Here is a 21171-nt window from a genome sequence, read left to right as displayed (position 1 = left end):
AGTCCCGCCGGGTCGGTTCGCCAACCGGGCGGATCAGTTGATCACCGGCCATCGTCAGGGGCGTCTTTGCTGCTCACTTTGGTGGTGACATCGTCAGGGGCGTCCTTGATGTTCACCTTGGCGGTCACCGACATGCCCGGGCGGATCTTGCCACGCAACGGGTTATTCGCGGCGAAGGTCAGTTTTACCGGAATCCGTTGTACGACTTTGGTGAAGTTGCCCGTGGCATTGTCCGGCGGCAACAGGCTGAACTGTGCGCCCGAGGCGGCAAACAGGCTGTCGACCCGGGCTTCGATCGGGGTGTCGCTGTAGGCGTCGAAGGTCAGCTCGGCCTTCTGTCCGGGCTGCATGTGGCCGATCTGGGTTTCCTTGAAGTTGGCCTGAATCCAGATGTCTTCGTCCGGCACGATCGACAGCAGGTAGGCGCCGGCCTGCACGTATTGGCCTTCGCGGGCTGCACGCTGGCCGATCAGGCCGCTGATGGGTGCGTGGATTTCGCTGCGGGTCAGGTTCAGTTCGGCCTGGGCGAGATCGGTCCTGGCGTTGGCGATCTGAGCGTCGAGACGTTTGATCTCGGCGGTCAGAGCATTGACCTGCTGACGCTGACTTTGCGCGTCAGCCTGGGCCTTGGCCACTTGAGAGCGGGCGATATGGTTGTCGGCGGAGAGGGTGGTCACCCGTTCTTCCGAGACATAGCCGGGTTTACGCAAGGTCTCGGCGCGGGTCAGGTCGATCTGCGAACGGCCCAGGCTGGCCTGGCTGGACGCAACTTGCGCTTCGCTGGCGGCAATCAGGCTGGCCTGCTGGGTCAGTTTGCTCTGGGCTTGCAGGCGTTCGGCCTCACGGGTGGCGAGGGTCGCGTTGGCACGGTCGACAGCGAGGCGGAAGTCGTCGCCTTCGAGTTTGATCAGCAACTGGCCTTTCTCGACATGCTGGTTGTCCTGCACCAGCACCCGATCGATACGCGCGCCCAATTGGCTCGACACACGGGTGATTTCGCCCTGGACATAAGCGTTGTCGGTGCTTTCATAAAAGCGCCCCTTGAACAGCCAATGGGCAAACAGGCCCCCGCCGATCAGCAGGACAATCAGCAGGAATGTGAAGAGGCGACGCTTGAGTTGGGCAGGCATGGGCAAACTGTAGTCTAGAAATTGTAAGAGAAGTTATCAGCAGGCAAATCTGGCATACAGCCGATAAACGGTAAATGCCATCGGCTGAGATTCGGCCATTCACCACGCCATACGGGCGTTACAGACGCAACCTTGGCTTAAATGCCCTGTTCGCTGGAGCCTGGCCTGTGTCGCCTGTTACCATTCGGCTCTTGTTTGAAGTTCGCTTTGAACTTCGCTTTTTATCTTTTCGAGACATGCCATGACCACCGTCCGCACTCGCATCGCGCCATCGCCTACCGGGGATCCCCACGTAGGTACCGCCTACATCGCCTTGTTCAACTACTGCTTTGCCAAGCAGCACGGCGGTGAGTTCATCCTGCGGATCGAAGACACCGACCAACTGCGTTCGACCCGCGAGTCCGAACAGCAGATTTTCGACGCCTTGCGCTGGCTGGGGATCGACTGGAGCGAAGGCCCGGACGTCGGCGGCCCGCACGGTCCGTATCGTCAAAGTGAGCGCGGCGACATTTACCAGAAATATTGCCAGCAACTGGTCGACATGGGGCATGCCTTCCCGTGCTTCTGCACCGCCGAAGAGCTGGACCAGATGCGTGCCGAGCAGATGGCGCGCGGTGAAACCCCGCGTTACGACGGCCGCGCGCTGCTGTTGTCCAAGGAAGAAGTCGCCCGTCGCCTGGCGGCTGGCGAGCCGCACGTCATTCGTATGAAAGTACCGAGCGAAGGCGTCTGCGTGGTGCCGGACATGCTGCGCGGCGACGTTGAAATCCCGTGGGACCGCATGGACATGCAAGTCCTGATGAAGACCGACGGCCTGCCGACGTACTTCCTGGCCAACGTGGTTGACGATCATCTGATGGGCATCACCCATGTATTGCGCGGCGAAGAGTGGCTGCCATCGGCGCCCAAGCTGATCCTGCTTTACGAGTACTTCGGCTGGGAACAACCGGAGCTGTGCTACATGCCGCTGCTGCGTAACCCGGACAAGAGCAAGCTGTCCAAGCGCAAGAACCCGACCTCGGTGACGTTCTACGAGCGCATGGGCTTCATGCCCGAAGCGATGCTCAACTACCTGGGGCGCATGGGCTGGTCGATGCCGGACGAGCGCGAGAAGTTCTCGCTGCAGGAAATGGTCGACAACTTCGATCTGAAGCGCGTGTCTCTGGGCGGACCGATCTTCGACATCGAGAAACTGTCGTGGCTCAACGGCCAGTGGCTGCGTGATCTGCCGGTGGAAGAGTTCGCCGTACGCGTGCAGAAGTGGGCGTTCAATTCCGAATACATGATGAAGATCGCGCCGCACGTGCAGGGCCGGGTCGAAACCTTCAGCCAGGTGGCACCGCTGGCCGGGTTCTTCTTTGCCGGTGGCGTGAACCCGGATGCGAAGTTGTTCGAATCCAAGAAACTGTCGGGCGATCAGGTCCGTCAGCTGATGCAGTTGATCCTGTGGAAGCTCGAAAGCCTGCGTCAGTGGGAGAAAGACAGCATCACCGCGACCATTCAGGCCGTGGTCGAGTCCCTGGAACTGAAGCTGCGTGATGCCATGCCGCTGATGTTCGCAGCGATCACGGGCCAGGCTAGCTCGGTGTCGGTGCTTGATGCGATGGAAATTCTCGGGCCGGATCTGACCCGTTTCCGTCTGCGCCAGGCCATTGACCTGTTGGGCGGTGTGTCGAAGAAAGAAAACAAAGAGTGGGAAAAACTGTTGGGCGCTATCGCCTGACACGCTTGATGCAGGACTGATGGCCATTGTGTACGCCCGTCGTTGGGCGCGCAGTGGCCCTCAGACTCCCGATTTTTCGGGGGGAGGGCGGTAAGTGATTGTTATGCCGACAAAAAATTTTAATTTTTTTGAAAAATAAGTTTGACAGGCTTTCGATACACCCTTAAGATTCGCCCCGTCCTCAGCGATGACATCAACGATGAGGGGCTATAGCTCAGCTGGGAGAGCGCTTGCATGGCATGCAAGAGGTCGACGGTTCGATCCCGTCTAGCTCCACCAATTTACACTTCAAGGTCTGGCCACCCCGGCCTTGAAGCGATCAACACTCAGCGTTGATCTGTTGTATGGAAGGGTTTGCGTCCCCTTCGTCTAGTGGCCTAGGACACCGCCCTTTCACGGCGGTAACAGGGGTTCGAGTCCCCTAGGGGACGCCAGTTTTACAGAAGCGATGTTACAAGATGTCGCTCCGCCGCGAGGCGAAAAATCCGGGGCTATAGCTCAGCTGGGAGAGCGCTTGCATGGCATGCAAGAGGTCGACGGTTCGATCCCGTCTAGCTCCACCAATTTTACAGTTCAAGGTCTGGCCACACCGGCCTTGAATCGATCAGTTCTCAGCACTGATCAGTTGTATAGAAGGGTTTGTGTCCCCTTCGTCTAGTGGCCTAGGACACCGCCCTTTCACGGCGGTAACAGGGGTTCGAGTCCCCTAGGGGACGCCACGATTACCCGCTTTGCGGGATTTATAAGGGTCATTCAATTATTGAATGGCCCTTTTGTTTGTCTGGCGTTTGGCCAAATCCCCCATTTCTTTCCAAACTGTTCTTCAGACCAGCGGTCACATCCACGACTTGCGTAAAATTATTATGAGAATAATATTCTAGTCGTAATATTCGGAGGCAACGATGAACGATAAAAAAGCTCAAACCCGCGAACGCATCCTCAAGGCTGCCAGCGCAGCGCTGATTCAGCGCGGCCCGGCCGAGCCAAGTGTGGGCGAAGTGATGGGGGCGGCGGGCCTGACGGTCGGCGGCTTCTACGCACACTTCGAAAGCAAGGACGCGATGATGCTCGAGGCGTTCAAGCAATTGCTCGGTCACCGTCGCGACCTGATTGCCGACATGGACGCGGAGTTGACCGGCGAAGAGCGCCGCGCTCTGGTGGCAGCGTTTTACCTGTCGCGCAAGCATCGTGATTCCTCCGAATCGGCCTGTCCTATCCCGGCTTCGGTCGGCGAACTGGGGCGGCTGCCGGAAGCGTTTCGTGCCGCGCTGAATGAGCATATGGAAATGATGGTCGCGCAGTTGGCGGCCAGTCCTGAAGAAACCGAAAAAGCCCTGGCCGATATGGCCTTGATGGTGGGTGGGCTGGCTCTGGCGCGGGCGCTGGGGCCGGGAGAGCTGTCCGATCGATTGCTGCGCGCCGCCAAATCGGCAGTGCGCTGACCTGAAGGCTGCGGCCTGAGGAGAATGCGATGAGCGCGTTAAAGTGGGTTCGTGGCGTTAATGGCACCTTGGGCTGGTTTGCCCCGAAGCTGGTCGCCAGCAAAATGCGACTGGCCTTCATGACTCCGCGGAATCTGCCGCCCCGTGACTGGGAGCTGCCGCTGTTGGCGAGATCCGAGCGCATTACCCTGCGGTTTGGCCTTTCGGCCCTGCGTTGGGGGCAAGGCCCGGCAGTGATGCTGATGCACGGCTGGGAAGGTCGGCCGACACAATTTGCCAGCCTGATCAGTGCGCTGGTCGAAGCCGGTTACTCGGTCGTCGCCCTGGATGGTCCGGCCCACGGCCGTTCACCTGGCAACGAGGCCAATGTGGTGCTGTTCGCCCGCGCCATGCTTGAAGCGGCTGCCGAATTGCCACCCTTGCAAGCGGTCATCGGCCACTCCATGGGAGGCGCCAGCGCCATGCTCGCGGTCCAGTTGGGGCTGCGCACGGAAACCCTGGTCAGCATTGCCGCCCCGGCGCGGATTCTTGGCGTGCTGCGTGGCTTCGCCCGTTATGTGGGGCTGCCGCCGAAGGCCCGCTCGGCGTTCATTCGCCAGGTGGAGAGCGATGTCGGCATGCGCGCCGCCATGCTCGATGTTGCGCACTATCAACTCGACATGCCCGGCCTGATCGTTCACGCCGAAGATGACAGCTTTGTCCCGGTCAGCGAGTCGGAGTTGATCCACGAAGCGTGGTTCGACAGCCGCTTGTTGCGCTTGAAGGGCGGTGGTCATCAGCGTGTATTGGCTGACCCGCGGGTGATTGATGGTGTGTTATCACTGCTGGCCGGTCGCAGCCTGCAATCACGCCAATCCGCTTGAGCATCCGTTACACTGCCCCGGTCGAATTTATCTGACCGGGGAGTGGGGTATGGGCTGGGATCGGGAAACGCCATTTATCATTGATCTGCAAGTGGGCGCCGAGGACATTGACGGGTTGGGGCATGCGAACAACGCGGTCTATGTGACCTGGCTCGAACGCTGTGCCTGGCGCCACTCCCAGCGCCTTGGCCTGGATCTGGTCGAGTACCGTCGGCTGGACCGGGCGATGGCGGTGGTGCGTCACGAGATCGATTACCTGGCAGCCGCCTATGATGGCGATGAGCTTCAATTGGCGACCTGGATCGTCGATTGGGACCAGCGCCTGAAAATGACCCGTCACTTCCAGTTGAAGCGCCCCAGCGATAATTCGACGTTGCTGCGGGCGCAGACCACCTTCGTCTGCATCGAGCTGTCCACGGGCAAGCCCAAGCGCATGCCGGCGGAGTTCATCGAGGGTTATGGCCCGGCGTTGCATGTTTTGGAGTCAGCAAAAATCTGATGTGGGAGCGAGCCTTCTCGCGAAGACGGCGGCAAATCCAGCATCACTGTATATGACAGACCGCTTTCGCGAGCAGGCTCGCTCCCACAACGGATCTGCGGTTTCTCGCGCAATCCAGTAAACTGCTGCACGTTTTTCCTCGAGTGTGTTTTTCATGCAAATTGCTTTGGCGCCCATGGAGGGGTTGGTCGACGACATCCTGCGCGATGTGCTGACTCGCGTGGGCGGTATTGACTGGTGCGTGACCGAGTTCATTCGGGTCAACGACCAGTTGCTGACACCTGCCTATTTCCACAAGTTCGGCCCGGAGCTGCTCAACGGTGCCCGAACGGCCTCCGGCGTGCCGCTGCGTGTGCAACTGCTCGGTTCCGATCCTGTCTGCCTGGCAGAAAATGCCGCGCTGGCTTGCGAACTGGGTTCCGAAGTGATCGACCTGAACTTCGGCTGTCCGGCCAAAACCGTCAACAAATCCCGTGGTGGCGCGGTACTGCTCAAGGAGCCCGAGCTGCTCAACCAGATCGTCGAGCACGTTCGTCGTGCCGTCCCTGCGCACATTCCGGTCACCGCCAAGATGCGCCTCGGCTTCGACAGTCCGGACGGTTCGCTGGTGTGTGCCACGGCCCTGGCCGAAGGCGGAGCGGAACATATCGTGGTGCATGCGCGGACCAAGGTGGATGGCTACAAGCCGCCGGCTCACTGGGAGTGGATTCCACGCGTGCAGGACGTGGTCAAGGTGCCGGTGTTCGCCAATGGCGACATCTGGAGCGTCGAAGACTGGCGTCGCTGCCGCGAGATCAGTGGCGTGGAAGACATCATGCTCGGCCGTGGCCTGGTTTCGCGCCCGGATCTCGCCCGGCAGATCGCCGCGGCGCGGGCCGGTGAAGAGGTGGTCGAGATGACCTGGGCCGAGTTGCTGCAGCTGATCCAGGGCTTCTGGCTGCAAGCCAGGGCGCAAATGACGCCACGTCAATCACCGGGGCGCCTGAAGCAATGGCTGGCGATGCTGACCCGCAATTATCCTGAGGCGGTAGAGCTGTTTTCGCTCCTGCGTCGTGAGACCGAACCGGACCAGGTTTCGCGTTTGCTGAGCTTGCCGGTCGCGGAAGCGGCCTGAAATTTTTTTTAAAAAAACAGTGAAAAATCTCTTGAAATGCAATCAGTGGTCCCTATCTAAGGGTTACGCGATGCCGAATTCGGGTCGCGGAGACAAAAAACCTTGCTGATTGTTTTCAGGAGATTTGCATCATGGCTACTACATTTTCCATGGCACCACTGTTCCGTTCCTCGGTAGGTTTCGACCGTTTCAATGATCTGTTCGAAACCGCCCTGCGCAATGAGCCAGGCAGCACCTATCCACCCTATAACGTGGAAAAGCACGGCGACGACGAGTACCGCATTGTCATCGCAGCGGCTGGTTTCCAGGAAGAAGACCTGGATCTGGAAGTCGAGAAGGGTGTGCTGACCATCAGTGGCGGCAAGCGTGACGCGAACACAGACGTCACTTATCTGTATCAGGGCATCGCGCAGCGTGCCTTCAAGCTGTCCTTCCGTCTGGCAGACCACATCGAGATCAAGGCTGCCGACCTGAGCAACGGTCTGTTGAGCATCGACCTGCTGCGGGTGATCCCGGAAGAGGCGAAAGCCAAGCGCATCCCTATCAACGGGACGCAGAAACCGGCTCTGCAACACTGAGTCAGAGCAATAGAAAGGGCGCCATTGGCGCCCTTTTTTTGTGACCCTGTGCCGTCACTTCAGGAGTTTTTGAAACGCCTCCACCGGCAGCGGCTGACTGTGCAGATACCCTTGGTAGAAGTGACACTCCAGCCCCTGCAAGAACTCCAGTTGCTCCGCTGTTTCGACCCCTTCGGCAATCACTTTCAAATCCAGGCTGTGGGCCATGGCGACGATGGCGCGGATGATCTCGGCGTCGTTCGGGTCGCTGGTGGCGTCGCGGATGAACGACTTGTCGATTTTCAGGGTGTCGACCGGCAAGCGCTTGAGGTAGGTCAGTGAGGAATAGCCGGTGCCGAAGTCGTCCATGGCGAAGCTCACGCCGAGTTTTTTCAGGCGGCGCATTTTGTTGATGGTGTCTTCCAGGTTCTGGATCACGATGCCTTCGGTGATTTCCAGCTTCAGCAACGTGCAGGGTAGCCCGTAGGTGGCGAGGCTGTTTTCAACCCGTTCGACGAAATCGTTCTGGCGGAACTGGCGCGGGCTGATGTTCACGCACAAGCTGAATTTGTACGGATTCACCAGTCCGTCGTCGATCAATTTTTTGAACGCCTTGCAGGCTTCGTCGAGGATCCAGGTGCCAACCTCCAGAATCAGTCCGCTGTCTTCCAGCACCTTGATGAACTCGGTGGGCGATTGTGCGCCGAGCTCCGGATGATCCCAGCGCACCAAGGCCTCGGCGCCGACGATGCGGTCGCCCCGAGCGTCGACCTGGGGTTGGTAATGCACGTGAAACTCGCCCCGGGAAAGGGCCAGGCGCAAGTCGGTTTCCATGCGCAGGCGTTCGCTCGCGGCCTTCTGCATGGTGTTGTGGTACATCTGCGCGGTATTGCGACCCGAGTCCTTGGCGCGATAGAGCGCGATGTCGGCGCGCTTGAGCAGGTCGGTCGGGGTCGAGCCGTGATCAGGGATCAGCGCAATGCCGATGCTTGGCGTCACTTGCAGGCGCTGGCCGTCGAGGAACATCGGTTCTGACAGCAGTTCGCGGATGGTGTCGGCCAGTCCGCGAACCTGATCGCTGACTTCGCTGCGCGAGCCTTCGAGACCGCTGAGCAGTATCACGAACTCGTCACCGCCCAGGCGTGCAACGGTGTCCTCCATGCGCACGCTGGCTTCCAGGCGCGCGGTGATGATTTTCAGCACGGTATCGCCCACCGGGTGCCCGAGGGAGTCGTTGATGTGCTTGAAATGGTCGAGGTCGAGGAACATCAGCGCGCCGCGCAGGTTGTGACGTTTGAGCAGGGCGATCTGCTGGCTCAGGCGGTCCATCAGCAATGCGCGGTTGGGCAGGTTGGTCAGTGGGTCGTGATAGGCCAGGTGGCGAATCTGCGCTTCGGCGTTTTTCAACAGGCTCACGTCGCGTGCGGTCAACAGCAGGCAGGCGGTTTCGTTGAGGGTGATCGGCTCCACCGAGACTTCGACGGTGAGCAGTTCGCCGCGCTTGTTGCGTCCGAGCATTTCCTGATGATGAACCCGACCCTTGATCTGCAATTCCGTCAGCAGCGCCGAGCGTTGTTTTTCTTCTGCCCAAATCCCGACCTGGTACACCGTGCGGCCCACCACTTCCTCGGCGCGGTAACCGGTCAGGCGGCAGAAGCCGTCATTGACCTCCAGATAGCGTCCGGTGTCGCGCTCGGTGATGGTGATGGCGTCGGGGCTGGAGTGGAAGGCCTTGGCGAATTTCTCTTCACTGGCTTTGAGTGCCGCTTCCGAGCGCTGTTGCTGGGTGATATCGCGCAGCGTGGTGACGATGCAGGGCTGGTCGCCGACGCTGATCTGGCGGCTGGAAATCACGCAAGTCAGGGCCTGTCCATCCTTGTGCTGGACCAGAATGGCGACGTTGCTCAGGCCTTGTTCGCGGATCACCTGCTCGATCCGTCGCAGGCTTTTCGCCGATGCGTCCCACAGGCCGATTTCGTCGGCGCTGCGGCCAATCACATCGGCGGTGCTCCAGCCGAAGGTCTGGGTGAAGCTGGAGTTGATTTCAATGAACAGGCCGGTGTCCTGGTGGGTGACGCAGATCGGATCGGGGCTGACCTGGAACAGCGTGGCGAATTTCTCTTCGGAGGCCACCAGCCGTTGTTCGCGCTCCACCTGGTCAGTGATGTCGAGCAATGTGCCGGCCATGCGCACCGGCACGCCGTTTTCATCGCGGTACAGGCGGGCGCGGCTTTCCAGGTAGCGTGAGCTGCCGTCGGGTAATTGCACACGGTAGGTCAATTGATAGTTGCCGGCCGGGCCTTCACGCAGGCTGCGGTAGGCGTCGCGCATAGTGTCGCGCTCTTCGCCGGGTACGCCTTCGAAGAACTCGTCGAAAGACTCGTGGAAGGGTTTGGCGTCCAGTCCGTGCAGTTGGGCGGCCCGTGCCGATCCGTAGAGCATGCCGCTGGGAATGTGCCAGTCCCAGGTGCCGAGTTGCGCGGAGTCCAGGGCCAGGTCGAGGCGTTCCTGGCTGTCCTTGAGGGCCTGTTCGGCGACTTTGCGTTCGGTGGTGTCCAGGAACGTGCTCAGCAGATAGGGCTGGCCTTCGAGCTCGACTTTTTGCGCGCTGAGGATGCCGTCATGGATCTGGCCATTGCTGGCGCGAAACTGCACTTCCATGCTGACCAGGTCGCCTTTGGCTTTAGTGGCCTTGACCAGCTCGTCCCGTTGCTCGGGATGTACCCACAGCCCCAGTTCCAGGGTGGTGCGGCCGATCGCATTTTGCACCGGCCAGCCGAACAGGCTTTCGAAATACTGGTTGGCTTCGGAGATCAAGCCGTCTTCCTGGCGGGTCAACAGGACCATGTTCGGGCACAGGTGAAACAGGGTGGCGAAGCGTTTTTCCGAGCTGCTCAACGCCTGTTCGCGCTGGCGCTGGTGAGTGATTTCGCGGATCACGCCGATCATTCGTGGCCTGCCGTGCTTGTCCGGCAACAGGCTGCCGCTGATTTCCAGCCAGTGCAGGCTGCCATCGGGCCAGCGAATGCGGTGGTGCATGGCCTGCTCCAGCGGCGCGCCGGCGATGACCGCATGAAAGGCGCGAAGGGTTTTCGCGCGATCTTCCGGCGGCAACAGGTCGAGGTATTCCAGATCATGTGGCAGTGGTTTGCGGGGATCGAAGCCGAACAGCGCCTGTGTACCCCGGGACCAGCTGATCTGCCCGCGCTCGATGTCCCAATACCAGGCGCCCAGGCGCGCGCCGTTGAGCGCGGCCAACAATTGCGAGGCACTTTCCCAGCTCTGTTCGGAGCTTTTCGGGTCAAGTGCCTGAATACGCGGCATCGGCGGAATACGGTCAACAGATTTCGGCATTGGTAAGCCTTGGGCTGAGTTTGGGCATTTGTTGCAGGTGCTCGCGGCTCTATAGGAGTAGCACAAGTTAGCCTTGAGTCCCTGGCAGATCGAGTTGAGCGTCCAGCAGGGCCATGAAGGCCCGCGCAGCATTCGACAGCGTCCTTTCCGTGTGCAGGATATAGCCTAGCTGGCGAGTGAGCTGTATGCCCGGTAAAGGGATGCGCGCCACCTGGTCATCGAGCATGGTTCGCGGCAAAACACTCCAGGCCAGGCCGATCGAGACCATCATCTTGATGGTTTCCAGGTAGTTGGTACTCATGGCGATGTTTGGCGTCAAGCCCTGGGCTTCGAACAGCCGTTGCACGATATGGTGGGTAAACGTGTTGCCGCCGGGGAACACCGCCGGGTGTCGGGCGATGTCCGCCAGGCTGACCTTGCCGTTGTTGAGCAGTGAATGCTCCGGGGCGACCACGAAATCCAGCGGGTCGTCCCACACCGGCGTGGCCTTGACCAGAGCATGGGGTTCCGGTGCCAGGGTAATGACCGCCAGTTCGGCGCGGCCATGCAGGATTTCCTCATAGGCTACTTCCGAATCGAGAAACTGAATATCCAGCGCGACATCAGGGTAGCGTCGGGTGAACTCTCTTAATAGAGGTGGCAAGCGGTGCAGGCCGATGTGGTGACTGGTGGCCAGGGTCAGACGACCGGTCACCTCTCCCGTGAGGTTGGTCAGGGCCCGGCGCGTATCATCGAGGACATTCAGAATCTGATAGGCCCGCGGCAGCAGGGCGCGCCCGGCCTCGGTCAGGCCCACTTCACGGCCCAGTCGATCGAACAGCCGCACCTTCAATTGCTGTTCCAGCCCGGCGATGCGCTTGCTGATGGCGGGTTGGGTCAGGTGCAGCCGTTCGCCGGCGCCGGAGAAGCTTCCGGTCTCGGCGATGGCAATAAAGGCATTGAGGTTGGCCAGGTCCATGCTCGCATTCCAGTTGGTTATCCAAAGCATAAAAAATATGAATTTGAGTTATTTAATGTAACCCCCTAGGATCGACCTCACAAGCCAAAGGGTTATTGAAGTCGTCAAAGCCCGGGGCATAGAAACAAGCTGATGAGGAAACCGTCTGATGGCCGGCAAAACGCTCTACGACAAGCTCTGGGATTCGCATTTGGTCAAGCAGCGCGACGATGGCTCTGCGCTGATCTACATCGATCGTCACATCATCCACGAAGTGACCTCGCCGCAAGCCTTCGAGGGCCTGCGTCTGGCCGGGCGCAAGCCATGGCGCATCGATGCCAACATCGCGACCCCGGACCACAACGTACCGACCACGCCGGAGCGCAAGGGTGGCATCGACGCCATCGTAGACCAGGTCTCGCGTCTGCAAGTCCAGACCCTCGATGACAACTGCGATGAGTACGGCATCGTCGAATTCAAAATGAACGACGTTCGCCAGGGCATCGTCCACGTCATCGGCCCGGAGCAGGGCGCAACCTTGCCGGGCATGACCGTGGTTTGCGGTGACTCCCATACTTCGACCCATGGCGCATTCGGTGCATTGGCTCATGGTATTGGCACCTCAGAGGTCGAGCATGTGCTCGCCACCCAGTGCCTGGTCGCCAAGAAAATGAAGAACATGCTGGTGCGCGTCGAAGGTCAATTGCCGTTCGGCGTCACCGCCAAGGACATCGTGCTTGCCGTGATCGGCAAGATCGGTACCGCTGGCGGTAACGGCCACGCCATCGAATTCGCCGGCAGCGCGATTCGTGACTTGTCCGTGGAAGGCCGCATGACCATCTGCAACATGTCCATCGAAGCCGGCGCTCGCGTTGGGCTGGTAGCCGCCGACGAAAAAACCGTGGCTTACGTCAAGGGCCGTCCGTTCGCACCGAAGGGCGCGGAGTGGGACATGGCCGTCGAAGCCTGGAAAGACCTGGTGTCCGATACCGATGCAGTATTCGATACCGTCGTCGAGCTCGATGCTGCGCAAATCAAGCCGCAAGTCAGCTGGGGCACTTCGCCGGAAATGGTCCTGGCGGTCGATCAGAACGTGCCGGATCCTGCGAAGGAGATGGACCTGGTCAAGCGTGACTCCATCGTACGCGCCTTGAAATACATGGGCTTGACCGCCAATCAGGCGATCACCGACATCCAGCTCGACCGCGTGTTCATCGGTTCCTGCACCAACTCGCGGATCGAAGACCTGCGTGCCGCCGCCGTGATCGCCAAGGGTCGCAAAGTGGCCTCGACCATCAAGCAGGCGATCGTGGTGCCGGGCTCGGGCCTGGTGAAGGCGCAAGCCGAATCGGAAGGCCTGGACAAGATTTTCCTCGAAGCCGGTTTCGAATGGCGTGAGCCGGGTTGCTCGATGTGCCTGGCGATGAACCCGGACCGTTTGGAAAGTGGCGAGCATTGCGCCTCGACCTCCAACCGTAATTTCGAAGGCCGTCAGGGCGCCGGTGGTCGTACCCACCTCGTCAGCCCGGCCATGGCCGCGGCCGCCGCTGTGAACGGTCGTTTCGTCGACGTCCGTGAAATGATTCAGGGAGCGCAGTAAGCATGAGAGCATTTACCCAACATATTGGTCTTGTCGCACCTTTGGATCGTGCCAACGTCGATACCGACCAGATCATCCCGAAGCAGTTCCTGAAGTCGATCAAGCGCACGGGCTTCGGCCCGAACCTGTTCGATGAGTGGCGTTACCTGGATGTGGGGCAGCCGTATCAGGACAACTCCAAGCGTCCGCTGAACAAGGACTTCGTCCTCAACGCCGAACGTTACCAGGGCGCCAGCGTATTGCTGGCCCGCGAGAACTTCGGTTGCGGCTCCAGCCGCGAGCACGCGCCGTGGGCGCTTGAAGAGTACGGCTTCCGCAGCATCATCGCGCCGAGCTATGCCGACATCTTCTTCAACAACAGCTTCAAGAACGGCTTGCTGCCGATCATCTTGAGCGATGCCGAAGTCGACGAACTGTTCCAGCAGGTCGAAGCCAATCCGGGCTATCAGCTGCAGATCGATCTGCAAGCCCAGACCGTGACTCGCCCTGACGGCAAGGTGTTGAGCTTTGAAATCGACGCGTTCCGCAAGCATTGCCTGCTCAACGGCCTGGACGATATCGGCCTGACCTTGCAGGACGGCGATGCGATTGCGGCGTTCGAGGCCAGGCACCGGGCGAGCCAGCCCTGGTTGTTCCGCGACGCGTGAGATTTATGTAATCAGGGCCAGCGATGAGGCCGGAACAGGCGCCACAAGACTAAAGGGAAGACCCCATGACCAGCACCGCCCAGCACAGCCAGGTAGTCCAAAAGCAATTCGGTGAACAGGCGTCGGCCTACCTGAGCAGCGCCGTACACGCCCAAGGCACCGAATTCGCGCTGCTACAGGCGGAACTGGCCGGGCAGGGCGACGCCCGGGTGCTGGATCTCGGCTGCGGCGCCGGTCACGTGAGTTTTCATGTGGCGCCGCTGGTCAGGGAAGTGGTGGCCTACGACTTGTCGCAGCAGATGCTCGACGTAGTGGCTGGCGCTGCTGTCGATCGTGGCCTGAGCAACGTGATCACGGTCAACGGTGCCGCCGAGCGCCTGCCGTTCGCCAATGGCGAGTTTGATTTCGTTTTCAGCCGCTATTCGGCGCACCATTGGAGCGATCTCGGCCTGGCCCTGCGGGAGGTGCGCCGGGTGTTGAAGCCGGGTGGGATGGCGGCTTTCATCGACGTGTTGTCACCGGGTAGCCCGTTGTTCGACACTTACCTGCAAAGCGTCGAAGTGCTGCGCGACACCAGCCATGTGCGCGATTATTCCGCCGGCGAGTGGTTGCGCCAGGTCAGCGAGGCGGGGCTGCATACGCGCAGTACCACCCGTCAACGCTTGCGCCTGGAGTACAACAGTTGGGTCGAGCGCATGCGCACACCTGAAGTGATGCGCGCGGCGATCCGGGCGTTGCAGCAGTCGATGGGCAGTGAAGTGCGCGAATATTTCGAGATTGAAGCTGATGGTTCGTTCAGTACCGATGTGTTGGTGCTGATGGCTGAACGATAAGCGGCGAGCGATAGACTTTTTCCGGGAGTGCCCAAGGGCGCACCGACTGATGACATGAGGAAAGCATGAGCAAGCAGATTCTGATTCTCCCAGGTGACGGTATTGGCCCGGAAATCATGGCCGAGGCGGTCAAGGTTCTGGAGTTGGCCAGCGACAAGTTCGCCCTGGGCTTCGAGCTGAGCCACGACGTGATCGGTGGCGCGGCCATCGACAAGCACGGCGTGCCACTGGCCGACGAGACCCTGGAGCGTGCTCGCGCAGCTGACGCCGTACTGTTGGGTGCCGTTGGCGGCCCAAAATGGGACACCATCGAGCGTGACATCCGCCCTGAGCGCGGCCTGTTGAAAATCCGCGCGCAACTGGGCCTGTTCGGCAACCTGCGTCCGGCGATCCTGTACCCGCAACTGGCCGAGGCTTCCAGCCTGAAGCCGGAAATCGTTGCCGGGCTGGACATTCTGATCGTTCGCGAACTGACCGGCGGCATCTACTTCGGCGCACCACGTGGTACCCGTACCCTTGAAAACGGCGAGCGTCAGTCCTACGACACCCTGCCGTACAGCGAAAGCGAAATCCGCCGTATTGCCCGTGTCGGTTTCGACATGGCCATGGTGCGTGGCAAGAAGCTGTGCTCGGTGGACAAGGCCAACGTACTGGCGTCCAGCCAGCTTTGGCGTGAAGTGGTCGAGCAAGTGGCCAAGGATTACCCTGAAGTCGAACTGAGCCATATGTACGTCGACAATGCAGCCATGCAACTGGTGCGTGCACCGAAGCAGTTCGACGTGATCGTCACCGACAACATGTTCGGCGACATCCTGTCCGACCAGGCCTCGATGCTTACCGGCTCCATCGGCATGCTGCCGTCGGCGTCCCTGGACACCAACAACAAAGGCATGTACGAGCCGTGCCACGGTTCGGCGCCGGATATTGCGGGCAAGGGCATTGCCAACCCGCTGGCGACCATTTTGTCGGTGTCGATGATGTTGCGTTACAGCTTCAACCAACAGGCTGCGGCCGATGCCATCGAGAAAGCCGTCAGCCTGGTGCTGGATCAGGGCTTGCGCACGGGTGATATCTGGTCGGCCGGTTGCACTAAAGTCGGTACGCAGGAAATGGGTGACGCAGTAGTCGCCGCGCTGCGGAATCTGTAATCTCTCGGGCCCGCTGCCAAATTCAAGACAAGGCAGCGGTCCACATTTCAAGAAGGTGTAGTTGCGATGAAACGTGTAGGTCTGATCGGTTGGCGCGGTATGGTCGGTTCCGTGCTCATGCAGCGGATGCTGGAAGAGCAGGATTTCGATCTAATCGAGCCGGTGTTTTTCACCACTTCCAATGTCGGTGGCCAAGGCCCGTCCGTGGGCAAGGACATTGCTCCGCTCAAGGACGCTTACAGCATTGAAGAGCTGAAAACCCTCGACGTGATTCTGACCTGCCAGGGTGGCGACTACACCAGCGAAGTCTTCCCCAAACTGCGCGAAGCCGGCTGGCAGGGCTACTGGATCGACGCTGCGTCCAGCCTGCGCATGCAGGATGACGCGGTGATCGTTCTGGATCCGGTGAACCGCAAGGTCATCGACCAGCAACTGGACGCGGGCACCAAGAACTACATCGGCGGTAACTGCACCGTCAGCCTGATGCTGATGGGCCTCGGTGGCCTGTTCGAAGCTGGCCTGGTGGAGTGGATGAGCGCCATGACTTATCAGGCGGCCTCCGGTGCCGGCGCGCAGAACATGCGTGAATTGATCAAGCAAATGGGCGCGACTCACGCCGCTGTTGCCGATCAACTGGCCGATCCGGCCAGCGCGATCCTCGACATCGACCGTCGTGTTGCCGAAGCCATGCGCAGCGATGCGTACCCGACCGAAAACTTCGGCGTACCGCTGGCCGGCAGCCTGATCCCGTGGATCGACAAGGAACTGCCGAACGGCCAGAGCCGCGAAGAGTGGAAGGCCCAGGCCGAGACCAACAAGATCCTCGGTCGCTTCAAGAGCCCGATCCCGGTCGATGGCATCTGCGTGCGTATCGGCGCCATGCGCTGCCACAGCCAGGCACTGACCATCAAACTGAACAAAGACGTACCGATCGCTGATATCGAAGGGTTGATCAGCCAGCACAACCCTTGGGTCAAGCTGGTACCGAACAACCGTGAGACCAGCATTCAGGAACTGAGCCCGAACAAGGTCACCGGCACCCTGAACATCCCGGTTGGCCGTCTGCGCAAGCTGAACATGGGGTCGCAATTCGTCGGCGCGTTTACCGTCGGCGACCAGCTGCTATGGGGCGCGGCCGAACCGCTGCGTCGCATGCTGCGGATCCTGCTCGAGCGTTGATCGACTGACGCAATGAAAGAACCCGCGCCTTGCAAGAGGTGCGGGTTTTTTTATTTCCGGCAACCTGATGTTTATGGGTTGCCTGATATTCCGTCATCGCGAGCAAGCTCGCTCCCACATTGGAATGCGTACCCCTGTGGGAGCGAGCTTGCCCGCGATGAGGTCGGTACAGACACTACAAATCCCCGGCAGAAATTGCCTGTATCCCACCCACCCGGTAAAGTGCCGCTCCCCGCGTTTCGCCAGAGGTCAAACCATGAGCCAGTCCATTGATATTGCCGTGATCGGCGCCACCGGTACTGTTGGCGAAACACTCGTGCAGATTCTCGAAGAGCGCGATTTCCCGATCGGCACCCTACACCTGCTGGCCGGCAGCGAATCGGCCGGCAGTTCCGTATCGTTTCGCGGCAAGAGCGTGCGGGTGCGGGAGGTCGATGAGTTCGACTTCAGTAAGGTGCAGTTGGCATTCTTTGCCGCCGGCCCGGCGGTTTCATTGAGTTTTGCTTCCCGTGCGACCGATACCGGTTGCTCGGTGATCGATCTCTCCGGTGCCTTGCCGGCCGAAAAGGCGCCACAGGTCGTGCCCGAGGCCAACGCTCAGGTGTTGGCCGGCTTGAAAAAACCGTTCCAGGTCAGCAGTCCAAGTCCGTCGACCACCACGCTGGCGGTAGTGCTCGCGCCGCTGATGGTGTTGCTCGATTTGCAGCGCATCAACCTGACCGCCAGCCTGGCAGTATCGGCCCAGGGCCGCGAAGCTGTGACTGAGCTCGCCCGGCAAACAGCCGAACTGCTGAATGTGCGGCCGCTGGAGCCGAAATTCTTTGACCGGCAAATGGCTTTCAACCTGTTGGCCCAGGTCGGCAAACCGGATGAGCAAGGTCATACGTTGCTGGAAAAACGCCTGGTACGTGAGCTGCGCCAGGTCATGGCGTTGCCTTCATTGAAGATTTCCGTCACTTGCATTCAAGCCCCGGTGTTTTTTGGCGATAGCTATAGCGTGACCCTGCAGTCCGCGAGTGAAATCGACCTGGCGAAGATCAATGCAGCCCTGGAGGACGCCCCCGGAATCGAGCTGGTGGAAGCCGGCGATTACCCGACGCCAGTGGGCGATGCGGTAGGGCAGGATGTGGTCTATGTGGGGCGGGTTCGCCAGGGTATCGACGACCTGTCGGAACTTAATTTGTGGCTGACGTCAGATAATGTACGCAAAGGCGCAGCGCTCAACGCTGTGCAGTTGGCTGAGTTGTTGATAAAAGACCTGCTGTAAAAGATACTTTGCGACAATTTGTCGAATGATTCCGGGCGAGCCTATGCTTGCCGGAATGCTGAAGGCGAGCCACTCTGCGGGGCTTTCCGGGGCATCAATGAAATGACCGCGCGCGACGACCCTCGCCGTCGTGTGCAATGCCTTGCGGCAGCGGCTATCAATACCTTCTCGCTGGCCGAGGAATGTTCAAACTAAGGATGAGCTAATGGTTCAAGTTCGCAAACTGGTGTTAGCAATAGCGGCCGCCTCGGCGCTGTCCTCCGGTATGGCGCATGCCCTCGGGCTCGGGGAGTTGACCCTGAAATCGACGCTCAACCAGCCACTGGTAGCGGAAATCGAGCTGCTCGATGTCAAGGATCTCACCGCTGCTGAAGTGGTACCGAGCCTGGCTTCTCCGGAAGATTTCGCCAAGGCCGGTGTCGATCGCCAGGCGTTTCTCAATGACTTGACCTTCACTCCGGTGCTCAATGCCAGCGGCAAAAGCATCCTGCGCGTGACCTCCAGCAAGCCACTCTCCGAACCCATGGTGAAGTTCCTGGTTCAGGTCATGTGGCCGAACGGCCGTTTGCTGCGCGACTACAGTGTGTTGCTCGATCCATCGAAATTCTCGCCACAGACCGCCGAGGCGGCTGCGCAGCCTGTACCGACTCAATCCGTCGCCGCGCCGGTTACCGGTGCAACCAAGCCGTCCCGATACACCACCACGCCACGGGATACCCTGTGGGAAATCGCCGCAAAAGCGCGTAATGGCGGTTCGATCCAGCAAACCATGCTGGCCATCCAGGCACTGAACCCGGACGCCTTCATTGATGGCAACATCAACCGCTTGAAAACCGGCCAGGTGCTGCGCATGCCGGACCAGGCACAGAGCACGAGCCTGCCGCAACCCAAGGCCGTTGCCGAAGTGGCCGCGCAAAACAAGGCCTGGCGTCAGGGGCGCCGTTATGTGGCCAAACCCGGGGCAGGGCAGCAGCAGCTCGACGCCACCCATCGCGCTCGCACCGACGGTGCTCCGGCTCAAGCGGTCGGTGACAAGCTGAGCCTGGTTTCCGCCGAGTCCGGCAAGAACCGTGGCAAAGGTGCTGCCGGAGATGCCAGGGCCCTCGCCAACAAGCTGGCGCTGACTCAGGAAAGCCTCGACACCAGTCGTCGTGATAACGCCGAACTGAAAAGCCGTATGGCCGACCTGCAAAGTCAGGTGGACAAGCTGCAACGCCTGATTGAGTTGAAGAACAATCAACTGGCCAAGTTGCAGGCCGAGGGCGCGAATGGCGCACCCGCCGCCGCAATGGCCCCGGCAATGTCCGCCGAGCTGGCTGCCAGCCCGGCGGCTGCGCCTGCTCCGGCAGAAACTGCACCGGTTGCACCTGCACCAGTGGCTGCGGCGCCCGAGGCAGCTCCGGCGCCGGTCGAGAAACCTGTCGAGGTGACACCGACCGCATCCGACGATCAGAAATTCAATGAGTTGCTGACCAATCCGGTGCTGCTGGGCCTGATGGGTGGCGGTGCGGTGATTCTGCTGCTCTTGCTGTTGTTGCTGGCACGCCGCCGCAAAGCCCGGCAAGAAGCCGAGAAACATATGCGCATGGCGCGTGCCTTGGCCGAAGAGCAACCGTTCTCGGCCGATTTCGACTTGCCGGAAAGCAGCTTCGAAGGCCTGGAAGTTCCGCCGCCGAGCGTGAAGCTGGCGACTGCAGCGACGCCTGCTCCCGCGCCAGCGCCAGTGGTTGCCCCGGTCGTGATGACCACGCCGATCGCCGCGCCATTGGTGGCGCCGGCTGCCGAGCGTTCCGATGACGTGCTGGGCCAGGCTCAGTCGCACATCAATGCCGGTCGTCTGAACCAGGCTGCCGCGTTGCTGGAGGACGGCGTCAAGCAAGAGCCCAAGCGCAGTGACTTGCGCTTGAAGCTGATGGAAGTCTACGGCCAGCAAGGCGACCGCGATGCGTTCGTCGGCCAGGAGCGTCAGTTGGTGGCCAATGGCGACAATTTCGCCCAGGTTGAAAAACTCAAAAGCCGCTTCCCGGCCATGGCGCTGGTGGCTGCCGGTGGCATCGCGGCAGCCGCCGTTGCTGCCGAGCTGGACGCGCAATACGTCAAGGATCTGTTGCTCGACGAGCCACAGGCGCCGGCGGCAGAACCGGCACCGTTCGAGGACGACCTCGACAGCGCCTTCGACCTGAGCCTGGACGATCTGGACGCGATCACACCTGTGGCGCCTGCGCCCGCGCCGGAGCCTGAAGTGGCAGAGTTGCCAGATCTGGGTGAGTTCCCGCAGGACGATGACCTGAGCTTTGAGTCGGTGCTGCAGCAACAGACTGAAATCAAGGAAAGCCTCGACGATCTGTCGGACTTCGATCTTGACCTGGATCTCGGTGCGCAACCGTCGCCGGCGATGCTGGCTGAAGACGACTTCCTGCTGGATCTGGATGCAGGGGTGAAGGATTTTCCAGCTGCCGAAACCACGGCTGTGCCTGAGGTCGCGCTGGATGATCTGGAATTGCCGGCTGATTTCGATCTGTCGCTGGCAGACGAAATGGACACGCCGGATGCGTTCGCGGCAGAGCTGGATGATGTCAATGCCGAGCTGGAGAGCCTGTCCAGCAGCATCGGCGAGCCGACCTTTACCGAGGCTGATGCTGCACTGGGTGACGATGATGACTTCGGCTTCCTCTCGGGTACCGATGAAGCCGCTACCAAGCTCGATCTGGCTCAGGCCTATATCGACATGGGCGACAGCGAGGGCGCCCGCGACATCCTCAAAGAGGTCGTGAGCGAAGGCAGTGACGAGCAGAAGAGCGAAGCCAGGGAAATGCTTTCGCGCCTGGCTTGAGTGATCGGTATGTTGTGAAAGAGCGGCAGCCCATTGAGGCTGCCG

At 60.4% G+C, this 21171-nt stretch carries 16 protein-coding genes and 4 tRNA genes; 17 read left to right on the top strand and 3 right to left on the bottom strand.

Going from position 1 to position 21171, the window contains the following annotated elements:
* Positions 1-41: 41 nt before the first annotated feature.
* Positions 42-1130, bottom strand: coding sequence for an HlyD family secretion protein (locus tag CAF65_RS13285; RefSeq protein ID WP_085716673.1), 1089 nt, complete (start codon positions 1128-1130; stop codon positions 42-44).
* A 241-nt stretch (positions 1131-1371) separates the two neighbouring features.
* On the opposite strand from CAF65_RS13285, the gene gltX reads away from it, so the two are divergent.
* The 10 genes from gltX to CAF65_RS13235 all read left to right on the top strand — a co-directional run bounded on the left by gltX (position 1372) and on the right by CAF65_RS13235 (position 7349).
* On the top strand, positions 1372-2853 hold the full coding sequence (gene gltX / locus CAF65_RS13280; protein ID WP_085716672.1) for a glutamate--tRNA ligase: 1482 nt from the start codon (positions 1372-1374) through the stop codon (positions 2851-2853).
* 203 nt (positions 2854-3056) lie between these two features.
* Positions 3057-3132, top strand: a tRNA-Ala gene (locus CAF65_RS13275).
* A 79-nt stretch (positions 3133-3211) separates the two neighbouring features.
* Positions 3212-3287, top strand: a tRNA-Glu gene (locus tag CAF65_RS13270).
* Between the two features lie 53 nt (positions 3288-3340).
* Positions 3341-3416: transfer RNA gene (locus CAF65_RS13265), tRNA-Ala, on the top strand.
* Between the two features lie 80 nt (positions 3417-3496).
* Positions 3497-3572, top strand: a tRNA-Glu gene (locus tag CAF65_RS13260).
* A 183-nt stretch (positions 3573-3755) separates the two neighbouring features.
* Positions 3756-4295, top strand: a complete 540-nt coding sequence (locus tag CAF65_RS13255) for a TetR/AcrR family transcriptional regulator (RefSeq protein WP_085716671.1) — start codon at positions 3756-3758, stop codon at positions 4293-4295.
* 29 nt (positions 4296-4324) lie between these two features.
* Positions 4325-5158, top strand: a complete 834-nt coding sequence (locus CAF65_RS13250) for an alpha/beta fold hydrolase (protein ID WP_085716670.1) — start codon at positions 4325-4327, stop codon at positions 5156-5158.
* Between the two features lie 49 nt (positions 5159-5207).
* A complete protein-coding gene (locus CAF65_RS13245) occupies positions 5208-5657 on the top strand; it encodes a thioesterase family protein (RefSeq protein WP_085716669.1) in 450 nt (149 codons plus the stop codon).
* Between the two features lie 154 nt (positions 5658-5811).
* The gene (locus CAF65_RS13240) at positions 5812-6771 is read left to right on the top strand and encodes a tRNA-dihydrouridine synthase (RefSeq protein WP_085716668.1); all 960 of its coding nucleotides are present in this window, start codon (positions 5812-5814) and stop codon (positions 6769-6771) included.
* A 131-nt stretch (positions 6772-6902) separates the two neighbouring features.
* Entirely contained in the window at positions 6903-7349 is a 447-nt protein-coding gene (locus tag CAF65_RS13235; RefSeq protein ID WP_085716667.1) for an Hsp20 family protein, read from the top strand.
* Between the two features lie 54 nt (positions 7350-7403).
* Here the strand turns inward: CAF65_RS13235 and CAF65_RS13230 are convergent, their stop codons facing one another.
* The gene (locus CAF65_RS13230) at positions 7404-10682 is read right to left on the bottom strand and encodes a PAS domain S-box protein (RefSeq protein ID WP_085716666.1); all 3279 of its coding nucleotides are present in this window, start codon (positions 10680-10682) and stop codon (positions 7404-7406) included.
* A gap of 67 nt (positions 10683-10749) precedes the next feature.
* Positions 10750-11640: a LysR family transcriptional regulator gene (locus tag CAF65_RS13225; protein ID WP_085716665.1), complete on the bottom strand. Its 891-nt coding sequence runs from the start codon at positions 11638-11640 to the stop codon at positions 10750-10752.
* Between the two features lie 148 nt (positions 11641-11788).
* On the opposite strand from CAF65_RS13225, the gene leuC reads away from it, so the two are divergent.
* The 7 genes from leuC to CAF65_RS13190 all read left to right on the top strand — a co-directional run bounded on the left by leuC (position 11789) and on the right by CAF65_RS13190 (position 21126).
* Positions 11789-13219, top strand: coding sequence for a 3-isopropylmalate dehydratase large subunit (leuC, locus tag CAF65_RS13220; protein WP_085716664.1), 1431 nt, complete (start codon positions 11789-11791; stop codon positions 13217-13219).
* 2 nt (positions 13220-13221) lie between these two features.
* Positions 13222-13866, top strand: a complete 645-nt coding sequence (leuD, locus tag CAF65_RS13215) for a 3-isopropylmalate dehydratase small subunit (protein WP_085716663.1) — start codon at positions 13222-13224, stop codon at positions 13864-13866.
* A 65-nt stretch (positions 13867-13931) separates the two neighbouring features.
* The gene (locus tag CAF65_RS13210; protein WP_085716662.1) at positions 13932-14699 is read left to right on the top strand and encodes a class I SAM-dependent methyltransferase; all 768 of its coding nucleotides are present in this window, start codon (positions 13932-13934) and stop codon (positions 14697-14699) included.
* Between the two features lie 65 nt (positions 14700-14764).
* Positions 14765-15847 carry a 3-isopropylmalate dehydrogenase gene (leuB, locus tag CAF65_RS13205; protein ID WP_008016234.1) on the top strand — a complete coding sequence of 361 codons (1083 nt, stop codon included), beginning with the start codon at positions 14765-14767 and terminating at the stop codon, positions 15845-15847.
* A 66-nt stretch (positions 15848-15913) separates the two neighbouring features.
* The gene (asd, locus tag CAF65_RS13200; protein ID WP_057715575.1) at positions 15914-17026 is read left to right on the top strand and encodes an aspartate-semialdehyde dehydrogenase; all 1113 of its coding nucleotides are present in this window, start codon (positions 15914-15916) and stop codon (positions 17024-17026) included.
* Positions 17027-17282: 256 nt separating this feature from the next.
* Positions 17283-18293 carry an aspartate-semialdehyde dehydrogenase gene (locus tag CAF65_RS13195; protein WP_085716661.1) on the top strand — a complete coding sequence of 337 codons (1011 nt, stop codon included), beginning with the start codon at positions 17283-17285 and terminating at the stop codon, positions 18291-18293.
* A 205-nt stretch (positions 18294-18498) separates the two neighbouring features.
* Positions 18499-21126 (top strand): FimV/HubP family polar landmark protein, encoded by a 2628-nt coding sequence (locus tag CAF65_RS13190; protein WP_085716660.1) that lies wholly within the window; start codon positions 18499-18501, stop codon positions 21124-21126.
* Positions 21127-21171 lie beyond the last annotated feature (45 nt).

It is taken from the genome of Pseudomonas sp. B28(2017) (genome assembly GCF_002113025.1).
In the GTDB taxonomy this organism is placed as follows: Bacteria; Pseudomonadota; Gammaproteobacteria; order Pseudomonadales; family Pseudomonadaceae; genus Aquipseudomonas.
Note: the sequence above shows the minus strand (reverse complement) of the source record. Positions and strands in the feature narration are given on the sequence as shown.